General features: G+C 67.3%; 23 protein-coding genes and 2 pseudogenes. 14 read left to right on the forward strand and 11 right to left on the reverse strand.

Features of this window, described 5'->3' with window-relative positions; all coding sequences use genetic code 11:
* Positions 1-38 precede the first annotated feature (38 nt).
* From ASD25_RS22125 to ASD25_RS22145, 5 genes are all read left to right on the forward strand, one after another.
* Positions 39-2,468 carry an LPS-assembly protein LptD gene (locus ASD25_RS22125; RefSeq protein ID WP_056620519.1) on the forward strand — a complete coding sequence of 810 codons (2,430 nt, stop codon included), beginning with the start codon at positions 39-41 and terminating at the stop codon, positions 2,466-2,468.
* A gap of 107 nt (positions 2,469-2,575) precedes the next feature.
* Positions 2,576-3,904 (forward strand): peptidylprolyl isomerase, encoded by a 1,329-nt coding sequence (locus ASD25_RS22130; protein WP_235562841.1) that lies wholly within the window; start codon positions 2,576-2,578, stop codon positions 3,902-3,904.
* Entirely contained in the window at positions 3,904-4,905 is a 1,002-nt protein-coding gene (pdxA, locus tag ASD25_RS22135) for a 4-hydroxythreonine-4-phosphate dehydrogenase PdxA (protein ID WP_056620521.1), read from the forward strand. Before ASD25_RS22130 ends, pdxA begins: the two co-directional genes overlap by 1 nt.
* Before the next feature lie 9 nt (positions 4,906-4,914).
* Positions 4,915-5,724, forward strand: coding sequence for a 16S rRNA (adenine(1518)-N(6)/adenine(1519)-N(6))-dimethyltransferase RsmA (gene rsmA / locus ASD25_RS22140; protein WP_056620523.1), 810 nt, complete (start codon positions 4,915-4,917; stop codon positions 5,722-5,724).
* Between the two features lie 213 nt (positions 5,725-5,937).
* The gene (locus ASD25_RS22145) at positions 5,938-7,686 is read left to right on the forward strand and encodes a PDZ domain-containing protein (RefSeq protein WP_082572557.1); all 1,749 of its coding nucleotides are present in this window, start codon (positions 5,938-5,940) and stop codon (positions 7,684-7,686) included.
* A gap of 668 nt (positions 7,687-8,354) precedes the next feature.
* Here ASD25_RS22145 and gmk read toward each other — a convergent pair.
* From gmk to ASD25_RS22185, 8 genes and pseudogenes are all read right to left on the reverse strand, one after another.
* A complete protein-coding gene (gene gmk, locus ASD25_RS31350) occupies positions 8,355-8,996 on the reverse strand; it encodes a guanylate kinase (protein ID WP_056621363.1) in 642 nt (213 codons plus the stop codon).
* Positions 8,997-9,833, reverse strand: a pseudogene (locus ASD25_RS31355) (YicC family protein); the annotation flags it as partial.
* Entirely contained in the window at positions 9,830-10,999 is a 1,170-nt protein-coding gene (gene mltG, locus ASD25_RS22160) for an endolytic transglycosylase MltG (protein ID WP_082572559.1), read from the reverse strand. The pseudogene ASD25_RS31355 and the gene mltG, both read right to left, overlap by 4 nt.
* Positions 11,000-12,280, reverse strand: a complete 1,281-nt coding sequence (fabF, locus tag ASD25_RS22165) for a beta-ketoacyl-ACP synthase II (RefSeq protein ID WP_056620527.1) — start codon at positions 12,278-12,280, stop codon at positions 11,000-11,002.
* Between the two features lie 108 nt (positions 12,281-12,388).
* Positions 12,389-12,628 (reverse strand): acyl carrier protein, encoded by a 240-nt coding sequence (locus tag ASD25_RS22170; protein WP_055830235.1) that lies wholly within the window; start codon positions 12,626-12,628, stop codon positions 12,389-12,391.
* Positions 12,629-12,784: 156 nt separating this feature from the next.
* Positions 12,785-13,525, reverse strand: coding sequence for a 3-oxoacyl-[acyl-carrier-protein] reductase (fabG, locus tag ASD25_RS22175; protein WP_056620529.1), 741 nt, complete (start codon positions 13,523-13,525; stop codon positions 12,785-12,787).
* Positions 13,526-13,542: 17 nt separating this feature from the next.
* A complete protein-coding gene (fabD, locus tag ASD25_RS22180) occupies positions 13,543-14,487 on the reverse strand; it encodes an ACP S-malonyltransferase (protein ID WP_056620530.1) in 945 nt (314 codons plus the stop codon).
* A gap of 72 nt (positions 14,488-14,559) precedes the next feature.
* Positions 14,560-15,966 (reverse strand): FAD-binding oxidoreductase, encoded by a 1,407-nt coding sequence (locus ASD25_RS22185; RefSeq protein ID WP_056620532.1) that lies wholly within the window; start codon positions 15,964-15,966, stop codon positions 14,560-14,562.
* Positions 15,967-16,022: 56 nt separating this feature from the next.
* Here ASD25_RS22185 and ASD25_RS22190 point away from each other — a divergent pair, with 56 nt between their 5' ends.
* The 4 genes from ASD25_RS22190 (at position 16,023) to ASD25_RS22205 (ending at position 18,462) form a co-directional block, all read left to right on the forward strand.
* Positions 16,023-16,463, forward strand: a complete 441-nt coding sequence (locus tag ASD25_RS22190) for an NUDIX hydrolase (RefSeq protein ID WP_056620534.1) — start codon at positions 16,023-16,025, stop codon at positions 16,461-16,463.
* Positions 16,464-16,505: 42 nt separating this feature from the next.
* Positions 16,506-16,847 (forward strand): hypothetical protein, encoded by a 342-nt coding sequence (locus ASD25_RS22195; protein WP_056620536.1) that lies wholly within the window; start codon positions 16,506-16,508, stop codon positions 16,845-16,847.
* 142 nt (positions 16,848-16,989) lie between these two features.
* Positions 16,990-18,000, forward strand: coding sequence for an SPFH domain-containing protein (locus ASD25_RS22200; RefSeq protein ID WP_056620538.1), 1,011 nt, complete (start codon positions 16,990-16,992; stop codon positions 17,998-18,000).
* Between the two features lie 3 nt (positions 18,001-18,003).
* Positions 18,004-18,462: an NfeD family protein gene (locus ASD25_RS22205; RefSeq protein WP_056620540.1), complete on the forward strand. Its 459-nt coding sequence runs from the start codon at positions 18,004-18,006 to the stop codon at positions 18,460-18,462.
* Here the strand turns inward: ASD25_RS22205 and rnhA are convergent.
* Positions 18,459-18,899, reverse strand: coding sequence for a ribonuclease HI (rnhA, locus tag ASD25_RS22210; protein WP_056620542.1), 441 nt, complete (start codon positions 18,897-18,899; stop codon positions 18,459-18,461). The two genes, ASD25_RS22205 and rnhA, sit on opposite strands and share 4 nt — an antisense overlap.
* Before the next feature lie 103 nt (positions 18,900-19,002).
* Between rnhA and ASD25_RS22215 the strand changes: the two genes are divergently transcribed.
* The 5 genes from ASD25_RS22215 to ASD25_RS22235 all read left to right on the forward strand — a co-directional run bounded on the left by ASD25_RS22215 (position 19,003) and on the right by ASD25_RS22235 (position 22,035).
* Positions 19,003-19,221, forward strand: a complete 219-nt coding sequence (locus ASD25_RS22215; RefSeq protein ID WP_056620546.1) for a twin-arginine translocase TatA/TatE family subunit — start codon at positions 19,003-19,005, stop codon at positions 19,219-19,221.
* 27 nt (positions 19,222-19,248) lie between these two features.
* Positions 19,249-19,761: a Sec-independent protein translocase protein TatB gene (gene tatB / locus ASD25_RS22220; RefSeq protein WP_056620549.1), complete on the forward strand. Its 513-nt coding sequence runs from the start codon at positions 19,249-19,251 to the stop codon at positions 19,759-19,761.
* Positions 19,758-20,636 carry a twin-arginine translocase subunit TatC gene (gene tatC / locus ASD25_RS22225; protein WP_056620551.1) on the forward strand — a complete coding sequence of 293 codons (879 nt, stop codon included), beginning with the start codon at positions 19,758-19,760 and terminating at the stop codon, positions 20,634-20,636. Before tatB ends, tatC begins: the two co-directional genes overlap by 4 nt.
* 16 nt (positions 20,637-20,652) lie before the next feature.
* Complete coding sequence (locus ASD25_RS22230) at positions 20,653-21,684, forward strand: histidine kinase dimerization/phosphoacceptor domain -containing protein (RefSeq protein ID WP_056620554.1); 1,032 nt, start codon at positions 20,653-20,655, stop codon at positions 21,682-21,684.
* Positions 21,685-21,753: 69 nt separating this feature from the next.
* A complete protein-coding gene (locus tag ASD25_RS22235; RefSeq protein ID WP_056620556.1) occupies positions 21,754-22,035 on the forward strand; it encodes a hypothetical protein in 282 nt (93 codons plus the stop codon).
* Between the two features lie 75 nt (positions 22,036-22,110).
* On the opposite strand, the gene glnA is transcribed toward ASD25_RS22235, so the two are convergent.
* On the reverse strand, positions 22,111-23,517 hold the full coding sequence (glnA, locus tag ASD25_RS22240) for a type I glutamate--ammonia ligase (RefSeq protein ID WP_056620559.1): 1,407 nt from the start codon (positions 23,515-23,517) through the stop codon (positions 22,111-22,113).
* 71 nt (positions 23,518-23,588) lie between these two features.
* Positions 23,589-23,892 (reverse strand): annotated as a pseudogene (locus ASD25_RS22245) (P-II family nitrogen regulator).
* Between the last annotated feature and the right edge of the window lie 115 nt (positions 23,893-24,007).

Raw genomic sequence — 24,007 nt, forward strand, 5'->3', positions numbered from 1 at the left:
ACCCTCGTCGCCCCTCCACGGCCAGAGTGATTTTTTGCATGCAGCGTGACCGCCGCGCGCCCGACACGGCAGCCTTGCGCCGCCGGCTTCTGGCCGGCGCGGCCGCCGTCGCCCTGACCATGTCGGCATCGATCGCACACGCGCAGACGGCGCCCGCCGCGGCCACACCGCCGCCGAACGTGGCCGGCCCCGACGGCCTGACCCCGGACGCGCTCTATCTCGAGGCCGACGCCGCCTCGCGCGAAGGCGATGTCATCACCGCCAGCGGCGCCGATGACAGCCGGGTTCTGGCGCGATTCCGGGGCTCGACCCTGAGAGCCGGCGAGATCAGCTATGATCTGGCGCAGGGCGTCGCGACGGCCAATCGTCGGGTCGAGTTCACCGACGCCGGCGGCACGGTGATCTTCGCCAGCTATCTCGAGCTCGACTCGGACATGAAGGCGGGCGTCGCGGTCGACCTCGCCAGCCGCTTCGCCAACGGCAGCAGCCTGATGGCCGCGACCGCCGTGCGGCGGAGCGAAAACGTCAACGAGCTGAACTACGCGATCTTCACGCCCTGCCCTATCTGCGACGCGGAAGGACGGCCGAAACAGCCCAGCATCTCGATCCAGGCGGAGAAGGTCGTCCAGAACGAGGAACTGCGGGCGGTCCTGTATCGCAACGCCGTTTTCCGGCTGGGCGGCGTGCCGGTGCTCTACCTGCCTTACTTCGCCCATCCGGATCCGACGGTTGAGCGCGCCTCGGGCTTTCTGGTCCCCATTCCCAGCTATGACGACGGGCGGGGCCTGAGCCTGGAGACGCCCTATCTGCGCGTCATCTCGCCGTCGGAAGACTGGCTGATCAGCCCCCAGTTCAACACCGACGTGGCGCCCTTCCTGAACCTCCAGTGGCGCCGCCGGTTCTCGAACGCGACCGTGGTGGCCCGGGCGGGCTATACCTACGAAGAGAATTTCGGCGACTTCGACGGCGCCGACCCCGATTCCCTGCCCGACATTCCGATCGAGGCCGAGCACCGCAGCTATCTGCTGGCGTATGGCCGGTTCGATCCCGAGGGTCCGTGGCGCGCCGGTTTCACCGCCGAGCGGACGTCGGACAAGACACTGTTCGACCGCTACGACATCCACGATCCGTATCAGGACAATGGCCTCTACTACGGCGACCGTCGCCGGTTGATCAGTCAGGTCTATGCCGAGCGCCAGACCCTGCGGTCCTATTTCTCGATCGCCGCCTTTGACCTGCAGAGCCTTCGCGTGGCCGTGCCGAACGAGGACGCGCCGGGCCTGAACGAATTCGAGGCCGACGGCAGCCTGCCGTTCGTCGCGCCGTTGATCGAGGCGCGTTGGGAGCCTGACGGTCCCGTGCTCGGCGGCCGCCTGAGGCTGCGGAGCACCGCTGTCTCGCTGTATCGCGACAACTATGTCGGCAGCCCGGTCCTGCGGCCCGAAGCCATACCGCCCGGATCGGTCGTCGGCCTGCCCGGCGTGGACAGCCGCCGGATTTCGGGCCAGGCCGAGTGGCGCCGGACCATGATCTCCCGCGCCGGGATCCGGTGGGAACCCTTCGTCGACGTGCGGGCCGACGCCTATTCGGTCTCCGATCTGCCGCCCGGCATGGGCCTGGACGATGAAACCATCACGCGCGGACGCGCCACCGCCGGTCTGGATGTCAGCTATCCACTGATCCGGCGCATGAGCGACACCGCCGATCTGATCCTCGAGCCGATGGCGCAGTTTTCGGCGTCAACCGATCCGGATCTGGACCCCAGTATTCCGAACGAGGACAGCCAGACGCTGGAACTCGACCAGAGCTCACTGTTCCGGACCGACCGATTCCCCGGCTACGACCTGCTGGAGGGCGGTTTGCGCTTTACGGCCGGCATGCGGGCCACCATGCGCTGGGATGAAGGCCGGGAAGCCAGCCTGTTCGTCGGGCGCAGCCTGCGCGACGCCGAGGAGCCCGGGTTCCGGGTCCCCGTGCCCGACGCGCCGAACCTGCTCTACGATCCTTCAGGACTCGCGACGACCACGTCGGACTGGGTCGTTCAGGGGACGTTCGCGCCTTCCGACCGTATTCGCGGCTGGGGCCACGCCACGATCGATTCGTCGGGCGAGGTGCGCCGCGCCGAAGTGTCTGCCGACGGACGCTGGGGCCGCCGTAATCTGGCGACCGTGAGCTACATCATCGACCGGTCCAATCCGGTCGAAGGTCCGCTGAATCGCAACTACGAATTCGTCCAGCTGTCAGGCCAGCAGTTCATCTACGGCAACTGGGGCGTGACCGTCGCCGGCATCGCTGATCTCGAACAGGACGAGATCACCCGCTCCGATATCGGACTGCTGTTCGATGACGATTGTTTCCGGTTCGAACTCGGCTGGCGGCGCGACAACACCCGCGTCCGCCCCACCGGCCCCTCAGAGGGCATCTATGTGCGCCTAAACCTCGCCACTTTCGGCGGTACAGGGTATTGACGCTGCGACAGGCGCTGGACGCCGCGTGACCCGGGGGCGCGCGGAAAGATTATCCGGATTGAATCCGGGCCAACGCCGCTTGAGGAATACGGACTGACATGGGTTTGATGCGTTATATGACGGGCGTGGCGATGGCCGCCCTCCTGGCCGGTACGGCCGTGGCGCAGACCGCGCCGGTACAGGCCCCGGCCGCCGCTGGCACCCTGAATCCGGCGGCCGAGGCGGCCCCGGTCGCGGCGCCGGTCGCACCGGCGTTCCAGATGTCCGACGGCATCCTGGCCACGGTCAATGACAGCGTCATCACGGGCTTCGACCTGCGTCAGCGCATGCTGCTGCTGATCGCCATGACCCAGGTCCAGCCGACGCCCGAAAATATCCCCGCCATTCAACAGCAGGCCCTGAACCTGCTGGTCGACGAGCGGCTGCAGGCCCAGGAGCTGACCAAGTACGAAGACCTCGTCGTCTCCGACGAAGAAGTCGACGCAGAACTGGCCACGATGGCCCAGGAAGTCGGCGCCTCGCCGGCGACCTATATCGAATTCCTCGCCCAGGGCGGTATCCGCCCCTCGACCCTGCGCGAACAGCTCCGCACCCAGATCGGCTGGGGGCAGCTGGTCGGCGGCCGCTTCCAGAGCCGCGCCCGGGTCAGCAAGGCCGCAATCGACGCCGCCCTGCGCCAGGCCTCCGAAGCCGCGTCGAAGAAGCAGTATCTGATCGGCGAAATCTACATCGAGGCCAGCCGCGTGGGCGGCCCGCAGGCCGCGCTGAATGGCGCGACCCAGCTGGTGCAGCAGATGGTCCAGGGCGCGCCCTTCCAGGCGGTCGCCCAGCAGTTCTCGGCCGCCCCGTCGGCCACCCGCGGCGGCGACGCCGGCTGGGTCGTCGAAGGCACCATGCAGCCGGCCCTGCAGCAGGCGCTGGATCAACTCGAGGTCGGCCAGCTGTCGCGGCCCATCCCCGTCGATGGCGGGGTCTACATCGTCTATATGCGCGACAAGCGCGACGGCGCCTCGGCCAGCCTGGTTCAGATGAAGCAGATCATGGTCGAGCTGCCGGAAACCGCCAGCGATGCGGACGTGGCCGCCGCTACGGCCCGTCTGGAAGCCCTGCGGCCGCAACTGACCTGCGACACCATGTTGGCGCGCGCGACGTCCGAACAGGGCCTTCTGGGCTCCGATCTGGGCGAGGCCGATGTGCAGAACCTGGCGCCGCAGTTCCAGCAGGTGGCCCGTTCCGCCGAGGTCGGCTCTGTCAGCACCCCGGTCCGCACGCCGCTGGGCGTCCACCTGCTGGGCGTCTGCGGACGCCGCGCCGGCGGGGTCGAGGCGCCTGACGCCCGCGCGGTGGAAGGCCAGCTGTTCCGCCAGAACCTCTCGACCCTGGCCAAGCGTTACATGCGCGACCTGCGTGAGGACGCCCTCATCGAGATGAAGTGATGACCGGGCCCGCGCCGCTGGCCCTCTCGATGGGCGAACCGGCGGGCGTGGGACCCGAGATCATCGCCGCGGCCTGGACGGCCCTGAAGGCCGAAGGCCCGGTCTTTGTCGTCGTGGGCGACGCCGCCCTGCTGCGCGCGCAGGGCCAGCCGGTACAGACCGTCCTGGCGGGTTCGGAGGCGGCCGCCGTATTCGGACGCGCCATACCGGTGCTGGACATCCCCCTGCCCGCCGCGGTCACAGCCGGACGGCCCGAGGCCGCCAATGCCGGCGCCGTCGCCGACTGGATCGAGCAGGCGGTCAATCTCGCCATGTCGGGTGAGGCGTCCGGCGTGGTCACCGCCCCGATCGCCAAGGCCCCGCTCTACGCCGCCGGCTTCCGCTTCCCCGGACACACCGAGTTCATCGCCGAACTGACCGCCGATGCGCCGTTCTCCGGCACGCGGGGCCCGGTCATGATGCTGACGGCGAAGGACCTGCGCGCCTGTCTGGTCACGATCCATTCGCCGCTGGCCGAGGTGCCGGAATTGGTCACGGTCGAGCGGGTCACCCGCACGGCGCGGGTCGTACAGGAAGCCCTGAAGCGCGACTTCGGCGTCGCGGCGCCCCGGCTGGCGCTGGCCGCCCTGAACCCGCATGCGGGCGAAGGCGGCTCAATCGGGCTGGAGGAGATCGAGGTGCTGGCCCCGGCGGTCGCGCTGTTGCGCGCCGAGGGGATCACGATCACCGATCCCCTGCCCGCCGACACCCTGTTCCACGACGACGCGCGCGCGACCTACGATGCAGTCGTGTGCCTCTACCACGACCAGGCCCTGATCCCGGTCAAGACGCTGGACTTCTGGGGCGGGGTCAACACGACCCTGGGCCTGCCCGTCATCCGCACCTCGCCCGACCACGGCACCGGTTTCGACATCGCCGGCAAGGGGGTGGCGCGGGCCGACAGCCTGATCGCGGCCATCCGTCTGGCCGGACAGATGGCGGCGACGCGCGCGGCGCTGTAAGCAGCGCGTGTGACCGATCTCCCCAGCCTCCGCGAAACCCTCGACGCCCACGGGCTGTCGGCCAAGAAGAGCTTCGGTCAGCATTTCCTGCTGGACCTGAACGTGACGCGGAAGATCGTCCGTCTGGCCGGCCCGTTCGAGGGTCGCGCGGTCATTGAAGTCGGCCCCGGACCTGGCGGCCTGACTCGCGCCCTGCTTGAGAGCGACGCCGGCAAGGTGGTGCTGGTCGAGAAGGATCCCCGCTTCCTCCCCCTGCTGGCCGAGCTGGACGACAGTTCGGGGCGGTTGACCGTGGTCGAGGCCGACGCGCTGAAAGTGCGCGAGGCCGAACTGGTCGAGGGGCCGGCGCATGTCGTCTCCAACCTGCCCTACAACGTCGGCACGCCGCTGCTGATCAAATGGCTTACGGGCCCGTGGACGCCCCACGCCCTGACCCTGATGTTCCAGAAGGAAGTGGCCGAGCGGATTGTCGCCGCCCCGGGCGACGACGCCTATGGCCGGCTGGCGGTGATCAGCCAGGCGGTGTGCGAGGCGCGTCTGGTCATGCACCTGCCCGCCGCCGCCTTCACCCCGCCGCCCAAGGTGGCGAGCGCGGTGGTGCATCTGGTCCCCCGCGCGGATCGCCCGGACGCGGAGACGTTGAAGCGGCTGGAACGGGTCACGGCGGCGGCGTTCGGGCAGAGGCGCAAGATGCTGCGGTCGAGCCTGAAGACGCTGGGCGGGGCGGCGCTCTGCGAGGCGGCGGGGATCGAGCCGGACGCGCGGGCGGAGGTGGTGGACGGGGCGGGGTTTTTGAGGCTCGCAAGAGCGCTAGCCTAGTCGGTCCGAACCCTGGAAACGAGTGGCCGCGCCGCAACCGGTAAAGAGCCGCTACATCCGGGGCGCCGCGGTCATCGGGCACGCACCGACACCCGCACGAGGACCGCTTCCCTTCGCATCCGCAACGTATCTGCCCCCGAGAGTTCACAAACCATCGAAACTTGACGACTGCAGAGCTTCGTCGGAGGGTGTCGCGCAACAGGGAGACAACGAATGCGTGTTGGTCTGGCTATCGCGTCGGCATGCCTATTGGCTACTGGTTCCACCGCTCTGGCTCAGGTGCCCCCGAACTCGCTAGAGCGAAGGGTGCAGGGGTTTTATGAACAGGTCAGCCCGACCCGACTGACCGAGTACAGCATCGTCGGCTTCGCGCAGCCGCTGAATGCGGGCTCCCCTACCGTACCCCCACGTATGTATTTGATGCCCTCGTTTACGATCGCGACCGACGGGGTGCGGTTCATCAACGACGTTGGCAATACGTACACGCCGAGCGACTGCTCCGTGCAGCCGGCGCAATCCATAGTTTTCACGGTGCGGGTCAGGGCGGCCCTGCCGAACGCGACCCAGAAAGTCGCGGTCGGAGCCGCCCTCTCAGGCGAGAACCCGCAATACTTCTATCCGGACTGGCCCGTTGACGGGATGGGCAATCCCGCGATGTGGGGGCCCGGTGCGACCATGCCGGGGGTCTACGCCGCCGTCAGATCCCTGCGCGAAGGCCAGTACAAGGGCTTCCTCGATCAACAGAACCTCTGGCGAGCAACGTACGACAGATACAACGTCTCGTTCGCCACACTGAATGAACTGGCGCTTGATCTGTACGTCGACGGCGAACGGGTCGCGATCTCGGAGTACCCCGGGTCAACGGTGGGCAATAACGGCAATCTTAATCTCACCTACAGACGCCCAAGTATCTACAACTGCAATCTTGTCAGGGGCGGCAACTACGAAGTCCGGGCCCGATACAAGTTCAATGATACACTCAACAGAACAGTCAACGCCCGGTTCGACAGCAGACAATCTGTCCAGACCTTCCTGCGAGAGACGCAGAAGGCCACAGCGAAATCCAGAAGCTCGGGATGGCGGGTTCTCGGCATAGGTAGCCGGAAATCGCGGATGAAGAGTTCTCTCGATCAAACCTTGCGATTGAACGAGGACCGGGAGGTTATCGAAGGGACCAGCATCGTTACTTTCGACGCGGACGATTCGATGATCGCCGACTTCGAAAACCTGTTCTTCCCGACCCTGTCGAAGCAGCGGGCTATCGAAAATCACAGGGAGGCCGCCGTCGCTGCAGAAGCCAACGGAAACACGGCGCTGGCCGAAGCCCATCGCAAATATGCCGACGCGCTCACCAATGGTTCAGAAGATCTGGAGACGGACGCAGTAGGGGCAGCCGCAGCCCTGAACGAGGGGGACTATGCGACCTTCATGGCGAAGGGCGTCAGATTCTCGCAGAATAACGACTCACGGACAGACAACTTCAGACGGACTGTCGACTTCGAAGTCGTCACGACTGAGATGCGGACGTGGGACCAGTCGAAGACGGTCACGGTGCAGCGCGAGTCCGTCACCGCGGTACGCATTCTCGGGCATGAAATCGACGAGCCCACCTTGGGCGCCTATGCCGGGTTGCCCTATACGTTCCCGTTCGTCCGCAGCGCCTATCCTCTCAATGTCACCAACGAAACCGGCCTGCTGCTCGGTGGAATCATACCGAACAGCCCACTGGGCCAGGCTGGCCTGCAGCCTGGAATGATCATTACCGAGGTTGACGGTGTCAGCGTCAGTTCAAGAGCTGACCTGGACGATGTGATCGCCAATCGATCGCCGGGAGACCGCATCGAGGTTCGAACCCTCCAATACACCGGCATGGCGCCGCCCTACGCGCCTACGGTCACCCTGGGAAGCGAAGCCTCGCATTGGGTCACGGTCGGTTCCAGACCAAAGCTCCGGGAGGACTGAACCGCCTCCAAGGGCTGACGGCGTCTGTCTGCTTGCCCGCCGCGGTCAGCCTCTTGGCCGGCAACCGCGCACGCGTCCGGCCGGGGCCGGATTGGCTTGGAGCGCTCTGCGGCAATCGCCGGATGTGGCGTGCTCACTTACCGTGACGCACCCCATATAATTTGTCCCGCAGTCCTCAAGGAGCCAGACAGAGGCAGCCGGAGCGCGGCTCTGCAAGGCAGCAGACGTTTCAATCCGTTCGGAACCGGGGTTGGCGCATCCGACAAGCAGAACGCCAACAGCCAATGAGGCGACCGTGTTGCGCATACTCTCTCCTGACAGCAGCATGCCGACTGGTATCGGCTGCAGAATCTGATCCGGGGGGCGCCACCACAATCGCACCCCGCCGCTCATTAGTAGCGGTGGCGGACCCGAGAGCAAGACTCAGCCCTCCTGTACGACCATTCCTCACGCCGCTCCGTAGGCAAAAGAGCCGCTCCCTCGCGGGAGCGCCCTCTATTGTCAGCCTTCAAACGGCTTCTCAGGCGACAGACGATGCCCGGTTCGACGAGCGCACCGGGGCGAGCCGGTGGCGGGACCGGGCCGATGCGCTGGTCTCGGCGGTGACGGACCTGCTGATCGACGGCGCCGGGCTTGGGCCCAGTTCCAGGGTGTTGTGACCCGCGCGCCTAGACCGCCTCTTCCAGCAGGGCGTTGCGATAGGCCTCGACCCAGACGTTGCGGAACCGCTTCGAGCGTTCGGCGTGATAGATGTGCGCCAGTTCGGCATAGCTGCGGTCGAAGTCGTCGTTGACGAAGATGTAGTCGAAGTCCCCGCAGTGCTCGATCTCGCCCTTGGCGTTGGCGATGCGGCGTTCGATGACTTCTTCCGCGTCCTGCGAGCGGGTCACCAGACGGCGGCGCAGTTCCTCGAGGCTGGGCGGCAGGATGAAGACGCGGACAGCATCCTCAGGGCATTTCACAGCGATGTCGCGCGCGCCCTGCCAGTCGATGTCGAACAGGACGTCGCGGCCCTCGGACAGGGCCTTGTCGATCGGGGCGCGCGGCGAGCCGTAACGGGCGCCGTGGACATCGGCCCATTCGAGGAAGGCGTCGGCGTCGATCAGGCGCTGGAATTCAGCGTCGTCGACGAAGTGGTAGTCGCGGTCGGCGACCTCGCCCGGGCGGATGCCGCGGGTGGTCATGGAGATGGAGAGCTCAAGCCCGCCGTGGTCGGCCATCAGGCGGCGGCACAGGCTGGTCTTGCCGGCGCCTGACGGGCTGGCGACGATCAGGAGGACGCCGCGGCGGGGCGTGCGTTCATTCGACATTAGCTCGAGGCCGATTCCGGTGAGCGCGGTCGTAGCCGATTTCGAGCAGAGGGTGTTCGCCTCTCTCATGAATTCCTGCATCAGGAAGTCGAGTTTTCGGCCGGCGGGGGGTTGCTGCAACAGGGTGCGGGCCGAGGCGACGTGGGCGGTCAGCCGGTCCAGCTCCTCGCGGACGTCGGCCTTGGTCGCCAGGGCGGCGGCCTCGAGGAAGATGCGGTCCTGAAGGCCCGGCGCATCGGGGGCCAGTTCGGTCATGCGGCGGGTGAAGCGTTCGCGGATGGCGTCGGTCTGGGCGACGGCCTCGGTTTCAGCCTGCGCGGTCAGGGCGTCGATACGGTCGATGAAGTCGGTGATCACGGGGAGAAGCTGGCCGCCCTCCCGGTCGCGAGACAGCTTCAGGGCGTCCAGCGCCTGATCGATGGTGGTCGCCATGGCGGCCTCGACGGCGGCGCGGGCGTCGGCGTCGTCGGCCTCCTCCGGCGCTTCCAGCACGCCGCGCAGCGACAGCAGGCCATCGGCCGAAGGCGGCGTCGCCCCCTCCTCCGCCAGCTCGTTGGCCAGGGCGAGGTAGCGGGCGAGGATGTCCTGGTTGACCTTCAGCGAGGCGGCGCCCTGTTCGGCGCGCTTTGCCTGAATGCCCAAGGTCACCTGACCACGGTTCAGGCGGGTCTGGGCCGAGGCCTTGGCGTGGCGCTCCAGCGTGTCGAAGCCGGGCGGGCCGCGGAAGCGGACCTCCAGGTTGCGGCCGTTGACCGAGCGAGCCTCGACGGACCATGTCCAGTCGCCTTGGGCGCCGTCCGCCCGCCCGAAGCCGGTCATGCCGGAGATCTGGCTCATCGGGCGGGCGCCGGGGTCGCTTGCGGGATGGTGATGACCCGCGCGCCCGGGGGAACCGCGACACCCGCAGGAGCAGCCGCGCCCGATGCGGCGTCGGTCGGAGCGTTGGGAACGCCGGGAACCGTACCGGGCACAGCGGGCGGTGCGGCTTCCGGGGGAAGGCCGGCCTTGCGCCGCTCGATCTCGCGCCAGCGCGCGACATTCGTCAGGTGTTCGTCATAGGTGCGGGCGAAGACGTGTCCGCCAGTACCGTCGGCGACGAAGAACAGTTCGTCGCTGCGGGGCGGGTTGAGGACGGCGGCGACGGCGTCGCGGCCGGGGTTGGCGATGGGCGTCGGGGGCAGGCCGTCGATCTGGTAGGTGTTCCACGCCGTCGCGCGGTCCAGTTCCGAGCGCCGGATGCCCCGGCCCAGCGGGCGGCCGCGGGTGATGCCGTAGACGATGGTGGGATCGCTCTCGAGCCGCATGCCGGCGCGCAGGCGATTGGTGAAGACGGCGGCGACGCGCGGACGTTCGGCCGCCAGACCGGTTTCCTTCTCGACGATCGAGGCCAGCACCATGGCCTCCTCGGGCGTGCGCACGACCGTTGTCGGGCTGCGGGCGGCCCACAGGCGGGCGAGATTCTCGTCGCGGGCGCGGCGCATGCGGGCGACCACGGCATTGCGGGTCTCGCCCCGGCTGACTTCATAGGTGTCGGGCCACAGGGAACCTTCATCCGGGGTGACGTCGACGGTGCCGATCAGGATCGGCTGCCGGTTGAGAATGTCTACCGCCTGGGCCGAGGACCAGCCCTCCGGCAGGGTCACGTAGTGGCGGACGACCCGACCCTCGACCAGCAGAACGATGACGGAGCGCAGGGACGCCTTGCTGGGCACCTCATATTCACCCGCCCGCAGCTTGCGGTCAGCGCCGGTCATGGTGGCGGCGGCCTTGAACATGTCGGTGGAGCGGATCACGCCCGCCGACTTGAGCGTCGCGGCGATGGCCGAAACGCCCGCGCCGCTGGGCAGGGTGACGATGGTGGTCTCGCGACCATCGCGCGCAGCAGGCCCGGGTGCGTAGAAGACGCTCCAAGCCGCGACCAAGGCGGCGATGATGAACAGACTGAGGGTGGCCGTGGCGGCCAGGAAGGCGGTCCTGCGGCCCGATCTCCGTTCGACCCCCACCTAGCTCACCTTGCGGAAGATGACGGTGGCGTTGGTGCCGCCGAAGCCGAAGCTGTTCGACATGGCGACGTCGATCTCCATCGGCTGGCCCTTGTCGCGGACCATGTTCAGGGCGGTTTCCTGCTCGGGATTGTCGAGGTTGATCGTCGGCGGCGCGATCTGGTCACGGATGGCCAGGATGCAGAAGATGGCCTCGATAGCCCCGGCGGCGCCCAGCAGGTGGCCGGTCATGGACTTGGTCGAGGACAGGGCCACGTTGGGGGCGTGATCCCCCATCAGCTTCTCGATGGCGCCGGCCTCGATCCAGTCGGCCATGGTCGAGGTGCCGTGGGCGTTGACGTAGTCGATGTCGGAGACCTCGATGCCGGCCCGCTTCACCGCCATCTGCATGGCGCGATAGCCGCCGTTGCCGTCCTCGGCCGGGGCGGTGATGTGGTAGGCGTCGCCGCTCAGGCCATAACCGATGACCTCGGCGTAGATGGTCGCGCCGCGCGCCTTCGCGTGCTCGTACTCTTCCAGCACCACGATGCCCGCGCCCTCGCCCATGACGAAGCCGGAGTGGTCCTTGTCCCATGGCCGCGAGGCTTTCTCCGGCTGGTCATTATAGGCGGTGCACAGGGCCTTGCAGGCCAGGAAGCCGGCGATGCCGATGGGAACGATGGAGCTTTCCGCCCCGCCGGCCACCATGACGTCGGCGTCGTCCATCATGATCATCCGGGCCGCGTCGCCGATGGCGTGGGCGCCGGTGGCGCAGGCCGTGACCACCGAGTGGTTGGGGCCCTTGAGGCCGTGGCGGATCGAGATCTGGCCACTGGTCAGGTTGATCAGGGCCGAGGGGATGAAGAAGGGGCTGACGCGGCGCGGGCCCTGTTCCTTGAGGATGATGGCGGTGTCGGCGATGGGGCCCAGGCCGCCGATGCCCGACCCGACCATGACGCCGGTCCGTTCGCGCTGTTCCTCTGTCTCGGGCTTCCAGCCGGAATCGGCCAGGGCCTCGTCCGCGGCGGCGATGGCGTAGACGATGAAGTCGTCGACGCGCTTGCGGTCCTTGGGCGACATCACCTTTTCATGGTCGAAGACGCCGGGCTGGCCGGGCGCGCCGCCGCCGCGGCCGTCCACGGACGGGATTTCACCCGCGATGGTGCAGCCGTAGCCTTCGGTGTCGAAGCTGGTGATCGGGCCGATGCCCGAGCGACCCTCGAGAATGCCCTTCCAGTTGTGGTCCACGCCCCAGCCCAGGGGCGTAAGCAGACCGAGACCGGTGACGACGACGCGGCGCATGAGCGCTCCTCGCTACAGAATCCTGACCCCAAACAGTAATGGCCGCCGGGCGGCCCCGCTAGGGGCGCGCCACGGCGGCCATCAAAGCCGTATCGAAGGTGGCGGCGATCAGCCGGCCAGCTTCTCGTCGATGAACTTCACGGCGTCGCCGACCGTCTGGATGTGTTCGGCGGCGTCGTCCGGGATTTCGATGTCGAATTCTTCTTCGAAGGCCATCACCAGCTCGACGTTGTCGAGCGAGTCGGCGCCCAGATCGTCGATGAAGCTGGCTTTTTCAACGACCTTTTCCGGATCGGCGTCCAGGTGGTCGATGACGATCTTGCGGACGCGTTCCAGGGTGTCGGACATGGGAGTCTCTGCTTTTAGGGCCGCCGGGGCGGCTGTTGTCTCAGTCACTGCCGTATGACGACAGCGGCGACGGCGCAAGCCTTCAACGAAGACTCAGGCCTGTCGGTTGCGTGGCCTTTAGCACAGCCGAGCTGGCGGGAAATAGCCCCGCCAGGATCAGATCATCGCCATGCCGCCGTTCACGTGCAGCGTCTGGCCCGTGACATAGGCGGCTTCGTCCGAGGACAGATAGACGGCGGCGGCGGCGATCTCGTCGCCCGTGCCGAGGCGGCCGGACGGGATGTTCTTGAGAATGGTCTCGCGCTGGGCGTCGTTGAGGACGTCCGTCATCGGCGAGGCGATGAAGCCCGGGGCGATGCAGTTCACGGTGATGCCCCTGGAGCCCACCTCTTGGGCCAGCGACTTGGAAAACCCGATCATGCCGGCCTTGGAGGCGGCATAGTTGGTCTGGCCGGGGTTGCCGGTGACGCCGACCACCGAGGTCACGCCGATGATCCGGCCCGAGCGGCGCTTCATCATCCCCTTCATCGCGGCGCGCGACAGGCGGAAATAGCTCTCCAGATTGACCTTGATGACGTCCTGGAAGTCCTCGTCCTTCATCCGCATCAGCAGGCCGTCCTTGGTGATGCCGGCGTTAGCGATCAGGATGTCCAGCGGAGCGCCGGCGGCTTCCTCGGCGCGGGCGATCAGGCCGTCGACCGATTCGGCGTCGGACAGGTTGGCGGCGGCTGCGAAGGCGCGTTCACCGAGCTCCTTCGCCAGATCCTGCAGCACCGCCTCACGCGTGCCGGACAGGACGACGGTCGCCCCCTGTGCGTGCAGGGCGCGAGCAACAGCGCCGCCGATGCCGCCCGTCGCGCCGGTGACAAGCGCAGTCTTTCCAGTGAGATCGAACATCTTCTTTTCCTTGTGTCTCAGAACGACGTGGCGAAGGCTTCCAGCTCTTCGGGCGTATTCAGGGCGGTGCTTTCGGCGTCGGGGGCGATGCGCTTGGCCATGCCGGTCAGGACCTTGCCCGAGCCGATCTCGGCGAAGCGGGTGACGCCGCCTTCGCCCGCCATCCATTCCATGCTTTCGCGCCAGCGGACGCGGCCGGTGACCTGTTCGACCAGCAGGCGCCGGATGACCTCGGGATCGGTTTCCGGGCGAGCGGTGATATTCGCGACCACGGCGACCGAGGGCGCGACGATGGTCGCCGAGGCCAGGGCCGTGGCCATTTCATCGGCGGCAGGCTGCATGAGCGGGCAGTGGAAGGGCGCCGAAACGTTCAGCGGAATGGCCCGCGCGCCCAGCTCCTTGGCCTTCTCGATGGCGCGGTCCACGGCGGCCTTGTCGCCCGAGATGACGACATTGCCGTTGTTGTTGTCATTGGCCACGACGCAGACGCCGACCTCGGAGCCGGCCTTCGCCGCCTCTTCCGCCAGCGCGAGGTCGGTTTTCGGTCCGATCAGCGAGGCCATGGCGCCCCGGCCCACGGGCACGGCGCGCTGCATGGCCTGACCGCGCAGCTTCAGCAGGCGCGCCGTATCCGCCAGCGAGATCGCTCCAACCGCGCACAGGGCCGAATATTCGCCGAGGGAATGGCCGGCGGCGTACGTTGCCTTCGCCAGATCGAAGTCGAACTCGGTCCTCAGCACCCGCATCGCCGCCACCGAGACCGACATCAGGGCCGGCTGGGCGTTCTCGGTCAGGGTCAACTGGTCCTCGGGACCCTCGCGCATCAGCTGGCTGAGATTCTGGCCCAGGGCCTCATCGACCTCGGCGAAGACGGAGCGGGCCGAGGGGAAGGCGTCGGCCAGGGCCGCGCCCATGCCGACCGACTGGCTGCCTTGTCCCGGGAACAGGAGGGCGAGGGTCATGAGCGGGCTCCGGCGGTGTTGAATCGAGGCGGCATGGCTAGGCCGAACAGGTTGTGCGGGCAAGCCGGGCGATCAGAACAGAACGCCCGGGTTCATGATGCGGTTCGGATCGAAGGCGGCGCGTATGCCCTGCATGGCCGCGATTTCCAGCGGAGACTTGTAGCGGCGAGCCTCCTCGGTCTTCAGCCGGCCCAGCCCGTGTTCGGCCGAGATGGAGCCATCGTAGCGGGCCACTATGTCGTGGACGATCTGCGAGCCCTCGGCCCAGCGGGCGAGGAAGGCCGGAAGGTCGCCGCCGAGGGGACACAGCACGTCGTAGTGCATATTGCCGTCGCCGACATGGCCGAAGGCGCTGACCCGAGCGCCCGGATGGAAGCGCTCCACGGCTGTGGTCGCCTCCTCGAGGAAGTCGGCGATGCGCGAGACCGGCACGGACACGTCGTGCTTCCAGCCGCCGCCTTCGGGCTTCTGGGCCGCCGACTGCTCCTCGCGCACCTTCCAGAAGGCGGCGCGTTGGGCGTCGTTCTGGGAAATGGCGGCGTCGGTGATCAGGCCGGTTTCGAAGGCGTGGGTCAGCAGCCGCTCCATGGCGGCGTCGGCGGCGCCGGGTTCGCCCGAGACCAGCTCGATGAGCACGTACCAGGGCGGGGTGCTGTCCAGCGGCTCGGGGGTGTCCGGAATGTTGGCCAGGACGAAGCCCATGCCGATCCGCTTCATCAGTTCGAAGGCCTCCACGCCCCCGCCGGTCTCGGCCTTGGCTCGGGCCAGCAGGTCGATGGCGGCGGCCGGCGTCTCCAGCCCGACCATGGCGGTGGCCCGGCTGCGCATGACGGGAAACAGCTTCACGGTCGCGGCGGTGACGACCCCCAGCGTGCCCTCGGCGCCGATCAGCAGCTGTTTGAGGTCATAGCCGGTGTTGTCCTTCCGCAGCCGCTTCAGGCCGTGGAATATCTGGCCGTCCGGCAGCACGGCCTCCAGACCCAGGACCAGATCGCGCATGACGCCGTAGCGGATGACGGCGGTGCCGCCGGCGTTGGTCGAGACCACGCCGCCGATGGTCGCCGTGCCCTCGGCCGCGAGGCTGAGCGGGAACAGGCGGTCGGCGGCGGCGGCGGCCTGCTGGGCTTCCAGCAGGGTCACGCCGGCCTCGACCGTCATGGCGTCGTCCAGAGGAGTCACATCGCGGATCGCACGCAGCTTCCGCGTCGACAGCAGGACCTCGCCATAGGGAATCTGGCCACCCACCAGACCGGTGTCGCCGCCCTGAGGGGTGATGGCGACGCGGTGCTCGGCGCAGATGGCGACCAGCCGGGCCGCCTCCTCCGTCGAGCGCGGCGTCAACATCAGCGGGGTATGCCCCTGCCAGCGGTTGCGCCACTCCGTCAGCCATGGCGCGATCTCGGCCGGGTCGTCGGTCCAGCCGCCGGTTCCGGCCGCGGATTTCAGGGTTTGGAGCGCGGCGGCGGAGGGCGGGGTCATGAATCCCTTGTCTCAAAGTCATGGACGCAGCGAAAGGGTCAAGCCACGTTGGCGCGATGACCACCGCCCTGCCGTCGCCTGTTCCCGCCGTCGGCGTCGTCTGCCTGCGCGGCGACGAGGTACTGCTGATCCGGCGTGGAACGCCGCCCCGGCAAGGCGAATGGAGCCTTCCGGGCGGTCGGATCGAGCCGGGCGAACGCGCCGTCGACGCCGCCCTGCGGGAACTGCGCGAGGAAACGGGCGTCGAGGCCGAGATCACCGGCCTGATCGACGTCGTCGACGGCGTATTCCCGGAAGCACGCCGCCACTATGTGCTGATCGACTACGCCGCCCGATGGATGTCGGGCGAACCGCTCGCCGGCGATGATGCGACCGAGGCGCGATTCGTGCCGCTGGACGAGGTCGAGGCGCTGGTCAGCTGGTCGGAGACGCACCGGATCATCGCCATGGCCGCAGCGTCCCGTGATTTGGGACGCGACCCGCGTTCTGCGACGTGACAAGGTCCCCGTCCGGCGATCGGCCGGTTGGGGAACACCATCATGCACATCCGTAGTCTCGTGGCGGCGCTCGCCGCCTCGGCCGCCCTGCTTGCGCCGGCCGCCACGGCCCAGACCGACTCCATCGACTTCACCCTGACCAACGGCACCGAGCACGTGTTGACCGCCCTGTTCATCTCCCTGCCTTCGACCAATGAGTGGGAAGAGGACATCTTCGGCGCCGACGTTCTGGGCTCTGGCGAGAGCTTCGAGATCTCGATCGACGATGGTCTGCCGGAATGCGTCTACGACATCCGCGCCGACTTCTCGGACGGCGATTCGGTTCAGGTCGCGGAGGTCAATTTCTGCGAACTGCAAGGCGAGGAACTGATCATCGAGGAATAGTTCGACGCGTCAGCGTGGACTGCAGGGGCGGCTTCCGACGGGGGCCGCCCCTTTTCATTACATGGATGTCATCATGGCCATGTCCGGTTTCTGTGGCGCGCGGGTCACAGGGTGCTAACCTGAACGGGATTTGGGAGGCTTTATGGACACGTCAGTTATCTTCACCCTCGCTCTGGTCGCGCTGGCCTTCGTTCTGCTGTTCAGCGTGGTCAAGATCGTGCCCCAGGGGCGCGAGATGACCGTCGAGCGGTTCGGCAAATACACCCGCACCCTGTCGCCCGGCATCAGCATCCTAACGCCCTTCGTCGAGCGGATCGGCCGGCGCATGAACATGATGGAGCAGGTCCTGGACGTGCCCCAGCAGGAGGTCATCACCAAGGACAACGCCATGGTGAAGGTCGACGCCATTGTCTTCATCCAGGTGATGGAGGCCTCGGCCGCCGCCTATCGGGTCGAGAACCTGCCCTACGCCATCACCCAGCTGTGCATGACCAACCTGCGAACCGTGGTCGGCTCGATGGAGCTGGACGAGGTCCTGTTCCAGCGTGACTCGATCAACTCGCGGCTGCTGACCGTGATCGACGCCGCGACCGAGCCCTGGGGCGTGAAGGTCAACCGGATCGAGATCAAGGACCTGACCCCGCCGGCGGACATCACCAACGCCATGGCCCGCCAGATGAAGGCCGAGCGCGAGAAGCGCGCCGTCATCACCGAGGCCGAGGGCGAGAAACAGGCCGCCATCGCGCGCGCCGAGGGCGCCAAACAATCGGCCATCCTCCAGTCCGAGGGCCGCAAGGAAGCCGCCTTCCGCGACGCCGAGGCCCGTGAACGCGCCGCCGAGGCCGAGGCCAAGGCGACCGCCATGGTGTCGGAAGCCATCGCCCGCGGCGACGTCAACGCGATCAACTACTTCGTGGCCCAGAAATACGTCGAGGCATTCGCCGAACTGGCGCGCAACCCGACCGCCAAGACCGTCATCGTCCCCGCCGAGATGAGCGGACTGGTCGGCACCATCGCCGGCCTGGGCGAACTGGTCGGCCTGGCCCGCGAACAGCAGCAGAGCCGCACCGAAGTGCGCCGCGACGCCCCGCCGGCTCCGCCCAAGCCTCCCGCGCCCCCGCGTCCCCCGCGTCCCGCCGTTCCGAGGACCTGATCCATGGAAGCCCTGACAGACCTGCACGCCGCCCAGCCGTTCTGGATCTGGCTGGCCCTGGGCGTGATCCTGCTGGCGGTCGAGGCCGCCTTCTCGACCGAGTGGCTGTTGTGGCCGGCGGTGTCGGCGGGGATGGTGGCCGTGGTCACCGCCCTCGGCCTGCCGCTGGGCGTCGTCGGCGAGGTCGCCCTGTTCGCGGTCCTGACCGTGGCCATGACCCTGCTGTCGCGCCGCCTGATCCAGCGCGTGAACCCCAGCGACAGCCCCGACATCAACGCCCGTGACAGCCGCCTCGTCGGCCAGCGGGCGCAGGTCGTCCAGCCGTTCGTGGACGGCCGCGGACGGGTGTTCGTCTCGGGCGCCGAGTGGGTGGCCGAGATCGACGGCGCGGGGCCGCTGATCGGCGAGAGCGTGATCGTCGACCGTGTCGACGGCTCGAAGCTGAGGGTGCGGAGCGCCTAGCCCCGCATCTCCGTGATCCCGCGATTCGCCAGACCGTCTGCGCGCTCGTTCAGCTCGTGGCCGGCATGGCCCTTCACCCAGTGCCATTTGACGTCGTGCCGGGCGCGGGCCTCGTCGAGACGCCGCCACAGGTCCTCGTTCTTGACCGGCTTCTTGTCGGCCGTCTTCCAGCCGCGCGCCTTCCAGCCCCGGATCCATTCGGTGATTCCGGTCATGACGTATTTGCTGTCGGTGTGCAGATCGACGCGGCACGGCCGGGTCAGGGCCTCCAGCGCGCTGATTGCCCCCATCAGTTCCATGCGGTTGTTGGTCGTCAGCGGTTCGCCGCCCCACAGTTCCTTCTCGTGGCCGCCGCCGGTCTGAAGGATCGCACCCCAGCCGCCGGGGCCGGGATTGCCCTTGCAGGCGCCGTCGGTGTGGATGATGACGTGACTCATGGGCGCGTCCTAACAGGTTCGCTTGGCGTCGCGCCACTGAACGGCCTATATGCGGCGAGAGATTTCGACCGGGCCGACCCGGCCTGACTGAGGAGAGTTGTCCGTGGGTTCATTCAGCATCTGGCACTGGGCCATCGTCGCCATCATCGTGCTTCTGCTGTTCGGCGGTCGCGGCAAGCTGTCGGGCCTGATGGGGGACGCCGCCAAGGGCGTGAAAGCCTTCAAGGACGGCCTCAAGGACACCGACGAGGACAAGCCCCGCGACGAGCGCGCGGGCGCCCTGCCCCGCACCGACGCCGAAAAAGAAGACCTGAAGTCGTAAGCCGCATTGACGTCGGAGACCTGACGGATGGGTGGTTTGGGTCCCGGCATCGGGGGCTTGGAATATCTGGTGATCGCAATCGTGGCCCTCGTCGTCGTGGGCCCCGAACGCTTGCCTTTGCTTTTGCGGAAGCTCGGCAAGCTGGTCGCCAAGGCGCGCGGCATGGCCAACGAATTCCGCTCCAGCTTCGACGAGATGGCGCGGCAGTCCGAGCTGGACGAGCTGCGTAAGGAGGTCGAGGCGCTGCGCACGCATCAGGGCCTCCACGCCCTGGGCGCCGACGCCGACGCAGCCTTCCGGGAAATCCGCAACGATCTGAACAAGCCGCTGGATGCGCCCATGCTGTCCGCGCCTGACGAATGGCCCGACAGCCCGCCGGTCATGGCGCCGCTGGATGCGCCGGCCGTCGTCGCCGAGCCGGTGAAGAAGCCGGCCCGCAAGACACCTGCGAAGCCGAAGGCCGCCGCCAAACCCGCCGCCTCGCGCAAGGCTGCCGACGCCAAGGCCAAACCCGTCCGCGCCCGGAAGGTCGAGCCGTGAGCGCCCTGGATCGCGACGAGGATGAGATCGAGGCGTCGCGCGCGCCCCTGATGGATCACCTGATCGAGCTGCGTGGCCGGCTGGTGGTCTGCGTCATCGCCTTCGTGCTCGCCTTCCTCGTCTGTTTCTACTTCGCATCCCAGATCCAGCTGTTCCTGATCCATCCCTTCCAGGTCGCGGCGGCGCTGCATGCCGCAGCCGGACCGGACGGGCACGGCGCCTCTCCGATCGACCTGATCGAGGCGACGGCCTGGCTGAAGCCGATACCCGCGGGCGGGAAGTCGACCGTGGAACTGATCTCGACCGCGCCGCTCGAACAGCTCTTCACCAAGATGAAGATCGCCGGTTTCGGGGCCGTGGTCCTCGCCTTCCCGATGCTGGCCTATCAGCTCTACCGTTTCGTGGCGCCCGGCCTGTACCGCAACGAGAAGGGCGCCTTCCTGCCCTTCCTCCTCGCCGCCCCCCTGCTCTTCCTGCTCGGCGGCGCGCTGGTCTATTTTGTGATGCTGCCGTTCGTCATGTGGTTCTCGTTGAGCCAGCAGGTCGTCGGCGAAGGCGTGTCGGTCGCCCTGCTGCCCAAGATCTCCGAATATCTGAACCTGGTCACCGCCCTGCTGCTGGCCTTCGGCCTGTGCTTCCAGCTCCCCATCGTCATGACCCTGCTGGGACTGGCCGGCATCATCTCGTCGAAGGTCATGGCCGAGGGCCGCCGGTACGCCATCGTCGCCGTGGTCGTGGTGGCCGCTATCGTGACCCCACCCGACCCGATCAGCCAGCTGATGCTCGCAGTGCCGCTGGTGCTCCTGTATGAAATCTCGATCTGGTGCGTGCGTCTGATCGAGCTGCGTCGCAAGACGGCTGACGCCGCCGCCTGAGAGCCGGAGTGAGAGCATGACTGCACCGGTCTTTTCGCTGACGCCCCGTCCCGCGGCCGTTCTGGCGCGGCTGCAGGCCGTTCCGGGCGCGCGCTACTGGGCCGCCGGAGTGCTGGTCCTGCTGGCGCTGGCGGTCCGGCTGACGCTGTCTTCGGCCATGGGCAACGGCTATGGCTACACCTGTTTCTATCCGGCGGTGATCCTTGCCGCCTACTGGCTGGGCGCGGGTCCCGCCCTGCTGGCTACGGGCCTTTCGACGGCGATCGTCTACGCCTTCCTCGGCCCCGTGCCCCTGCACTGGAACGTCGATGGCCGCGGGCTGGTGGCGCTGGCCTTCTTCCTGGTATCGTCGCTGCTGCTGATCCACATCCTCAGCACGATCCGGGCCCAGTTCGCCCTGCTGGCCGCCACCCATGCGCGGGTCGAGGCGCTGGCCACCGGGCAGGCTGAACTGTTCCACGAGCACGCCCAGAGGACGACCGACCACCTGCAGCTGATCTCGGCCATCCTCCAGCTGCGCGCCCGCGAAGAGGCCGATCCGATGGTCTCGCGCGTCCTCACCAACGCCGCCTCGCGCACCCTGCTGATCTCCCGCGCGCACCGCGAATTCACAGGCAATCCCGACCGCCGCATTCCGTTCGAGGCCTTCGCCCACAAGCTGGTTCAGGCCTCCGCCTCCCGCGGCGGTCTGCCGGTCGAAAAGGTTCGCATCGCCGGGGGCGATCTCGACGTGCCGCTGGAGCATGCGACGGCGCTGGGACTGGTGCTGCTAGAGTATCTGACCACGCTCAAGGGATGCGCCTCGGCCACCAGCCTGGCTGTGATACTCGCCGACACCGGCGATCAGCGGACGCTGAACCTGGTGGCCACGGGCGACGGCAATGTCGCGCCGCCGCGCGACATCCCGCTGTTCGAGGCCGTGTCGGAGCAGTTGGGCGGCGAACTCCTGATCACCCGGGGCGCCACCGGCTGCGGCGTACGCATCAGCTTCCCGGCGACCATCCAGCCCGCCCTGCCATGGGAACCTGTGTCCGTCAGCCTGCACTAGAGAAAGCGTAGCCGGAACCGGCGAACGCAGCGGGTGTTTGGATGGGAACGTCCATCCGGAGCCCACGCCATGACCGCCATTTCCCGTATCGTCGCGACCAGCGCCCTCGCAGCCCTCGCCCTCGGCGCCGCGGCCTGCACGCAGCAGGAAGCCGCACCCGCCGCTGAACAGGCGGCCGCGCCGGCCGCTGCGCCTGAAACCCGCACCATCGTGGAAACCCGCGAGGTCGCCGTGCCCGTGCCCGTCGCGCCCCCGACTGTCGTGGTGGAACGCCCTGAAGTCCGCGCCGGCGACAGCACGACCGTCCGCGCGGGTCGTGACGGGATCGAGGTCGAGACGACCAACCGCTAGATCCCGAAAGACAAAAAGCAACGGCGCCGGAGGGCTTCCCCTCCGGCGCCGTTTTCGTTCAGCCTCAGCCGTCGATCAGCAGCTGTAGTACATGTCGAATTCGACGGGGTGCGGGTGCAACTGCAGACGCATCACCTCTTCCATCTTCAGCGCGATGTAGCTGTCGATGAAGTCGTCATCCATGACGCCGCCCTTCTTGAGGAAGGCGCGGTCCTTGTCGAGGTTCTCAAGAGCCTCCTTCAGGCTGCCGCAGACCTCGGGGATGTTGCCCCGCTCTTCCGGCGGCAGGTCGTACAGGTTCTTGTCGGCGGCCGCGCCCGGATCGATCCGGTTCTCGATGCCGTCCAGCCCGGCCATCAGCAGGGCCACGAAGGTCAGATAGGGGTTGCCCATCGGGTCCGGGAACCGGGCCTCGATACGCTTGGCCTTGGGCGAGTTGACGAACGGGATGCGGATGGACGCCGAGCGGTTGCGCGACGAATAGGCCAGCTTCACCGGGGCTTCATAGCCGGGAACCAGACGCTTGTAGGAGTTGGTCGTCGAGTTGGCGAAGGCGTTGATGGCCTTGGCGTGCTTGATGATGCCGCCGATGTACCACAGGCACATGTCCGACAGGCCGGCGTATTTGTCGCCCGCGAACAGCGGCTTGCCGCCGTTCCAGACCGACATATGGACGTGCATGCCCGAGCCGTTGTCGCCGAAGGTCGGCTTGGCCATGAAGGTGGCCGACTTGCCGTAGGCGGCGGCGACGTTGTGGATGACGTATTTGTACATCTGCAGACGGTCGGCCATCGTCAGCATGTCCGAGAACTTCAGGCCCAGTTCGTGCTGCGCCGGGGCGACCTCGTGGTGGTGCTTCTCGGGCTGCATGCCCAGGTCGCGCATGACGCCCAGCATCTCGCCGCGCAGATCCTGGGCGCTGTCGGTCGGGTTGACCGGGAAATAGCCGCCCTTGTGCGTCGGGCGGTGGCCCATATTGCCCTCGGAATATTCCGCACCCGTATTGGCTGGCAGTTCGATCGAATCGTAGGCGTAGCCGGTGTCATGCGGCGCCGTGCTCCAGCGCACGTCGTCGAAGATGAAGAACTCGGCTTCCGGGCCGAAGAAGACCGTGTCGCCCACGCCCGAGGACTGGACATAGGCCAGCGCCTTCTTGGCCATTGAACGGCTGTCGCGGTTGTAGGGCTCGCCCGTGTCGGGGTTCAGCACGTCGCAGAACAGGAACAGGGTCGTCTGCTGGTAGAAGGGGTCGATCCAGAAATTGTTCAGGTCCGGCTTCAGCAGCATGTCGGACTCGTTGATCGCCTTCCAGCCAGCGATCGAGGAGCCGTCGAACATCGTCCCCTCTTCGAGGAACTCGTCGTCCACCAGGTCGATGTCGAAGGTGACGTGCTGCATCCGCCCCTTGGTGTCGGTGAACCGGAGGTCGACGTATTTGACGTCCTTTTCCTTGATCTCTTTGAGGATCTTGCTGGCGCTCATGGTGGTCGACGTCCTGTGGCTCGGGGAGGTTACAAGAAACGGCCGCCCCGAGGGGACGGCCGGTGAAAGGGTCAGACGGCCTGTGCGCCCGTCTCGCCGGTGCGGATACGGATGACGTCGATGACGTCGGTGATGAAGATCTTGCCGTCGCCGATCTTGCCGGTGCGGGCGGCCGCCTGAATCGCGTCGACGACGGAATTGACCATGTCGTCCGACACCACCACCTCGATCTTGATCTTGGGCAGGAAGTCGATGACGTACTCTGCGCCGCGGTACAGCTCGGAGCACGGTCATGCCTTGCACGCCCGCGTCCTGCAGCGCTTCCTTCACTTCATCCAGCTTGAAGGGCTTGATGACGGCTTCGATCTTTTTCATTGGCGGTCCCAGGCGGGCGTTATCATGCCGCGCGCACGGGACGTAAAGGGACATTGCATTGCACAATAAGGCAAGCGCTTTTCGCTCCCCGTCGCCATCCGTGAACGGAGGACCG

The organism is Brevundimonas sp. Root1423 (genome assembly GCF_001426805.1).

What these genes read in the sequence shown, in the direction of transcription:
- ASD25_RS22125 (WP_056620519.1), top strand. Translation starts at nt 39, where the DNA reads ATGCAGCGTGACCGCCGCGCGCCCGACACGGCAGCCTTGCGCCGCCGG.
- ASD25_RS22130 (WP_235562841.1), top strand. Translation starts at nt 2,576, where the DNA reads ATGCGTTATATGACGGGCGTGGCGATGGCCGCCCTCCTGGCCGGTACG.
- pdxA (WP_056620521.1), top strand. Translation starts at nt 3,904, where the DNA reads ATGACCGGGCCCGCGCCGCTGGCCCTCTCGATGGGCGAACCGGCGGGC.
- ASD25_RS22145 (WP_082572557.1), top strand. Translation starts at nt 5,938, where the DNA reads ATGCGTGTTGGTCTGGCTATCGCGTCGGCATGCCTATTGGCTACTGGT.
- gmk (WP_056621363.1), bottom strand. Translation starts at nt 8,996, where the DNA reads ATGTCGAATGAACGCACGCCCCGCCGCGGCGTCCTCCTGATCGTCGCC.
- fabF (WP_056620527.1), bottom strand. Translation starts at nt 12,280, where the DNA reads ATGCGCCGCGTCGTCGTCACCGGTCTCGGTCTGCTTACGCCCCTGGGC.
- ASD25_RS22170 (WP_055830235.1), bottom strand. Translation starts at nt 12,628, where the DNA reads ATGTCCGACACCCTGGAACGCGTCCGCAAGATCGTCATCGACCACCTG.
- fabG (WP_056620529.1), bottom strand. Translation starts at nt 13,525, where the DNA reads ATGTTCGATCTCACTGGAAAGACTGCGCTTGTCACCGGCGCGACGGGC.
- fabD (WP_056620530.1), bottom strand. Translation starts at nt 14,487, where the DNA reads ATGACCCTCGCCCTCCTGTTCCCGGGACAAGGCAGCCAGTCGGTCGGC.
- ASD25_RS22185 (WP_056620532.1), bottom strand. Translation starts at nt 15,966, where the DNA reads ATGACCCCGCCCTCCGCCGCCGCGCTCCAAACCCTGAAATCCGCGGCC.
- ASD25_RS22190 (WP_056620534.1), top strand. Translation starts at nt 16,023, where the DNA reads ATGACCACCGCCCTGCCGTCGCCTGTTCCCGCCGTCGGCGTCGTCTGC.
- ASD25_RS22195 (WP_056620536.1), top strand. Translation starts at nt 16,506, where the DNA reads ATGCACATCCGTAGTCTCGTGGCGGCGCTCGCCGCCTCGGCCGCCCTG.
- ASD25_RS22200 (WP_056620538.1), top strand. Translation starts at nt 16,990, where the DNA reads ATGGACACGTCAGTTATCTTCACCCTCGCTCTGGTCGCGCTGGCCTTC.
- ASD25_RS22205 (WP_056620540.1), top strand. Translation starts at nt 18,004, where the DNA reads ATGGAAGCCCTGACAGACCTGCACGCCGCCCAGCCGTTCTGGATCTGG.
- rnhA (WP_056620542.1), bottom strand. Translation starts at nt 18,899, where the DNA reads ATGAGTCACGTCATCATCCACACCGACGGCGCCTGCAAGGGCAATCCC.
- tatB (WP_056620549.1), top strand. Translation starts at nt 19,249, where the DNA reads ATGGGTGGTTTGGGTCCCGGCATCGGGGGCTTGGAATATCTGGTGATC.
- ASD25_RS22230 (WP_056620554.1), top strand. Translation starts at nt 20,653, where the DNA reads ATGACTGCACCGGTCTTTTCGCTGACGCCCCGTCCCGCGGCCGTTCTG.
- ASD25_RS22235 (WP_056620556.1), top strand. Translation starts at nt 21,754, where the DNA reads ATGACCGCCATTTCCCGTATCGTCGCGACCAGCGCCCTCGCAGCCCTC.
- glnA (WP_056620559.1), bottom strand. Translation starts at nt 23,517, where the DNA reads ATGAGCGCCAGCAAGATCCTCAAAGAGATCAAGGAAAAGGACGTCAAA.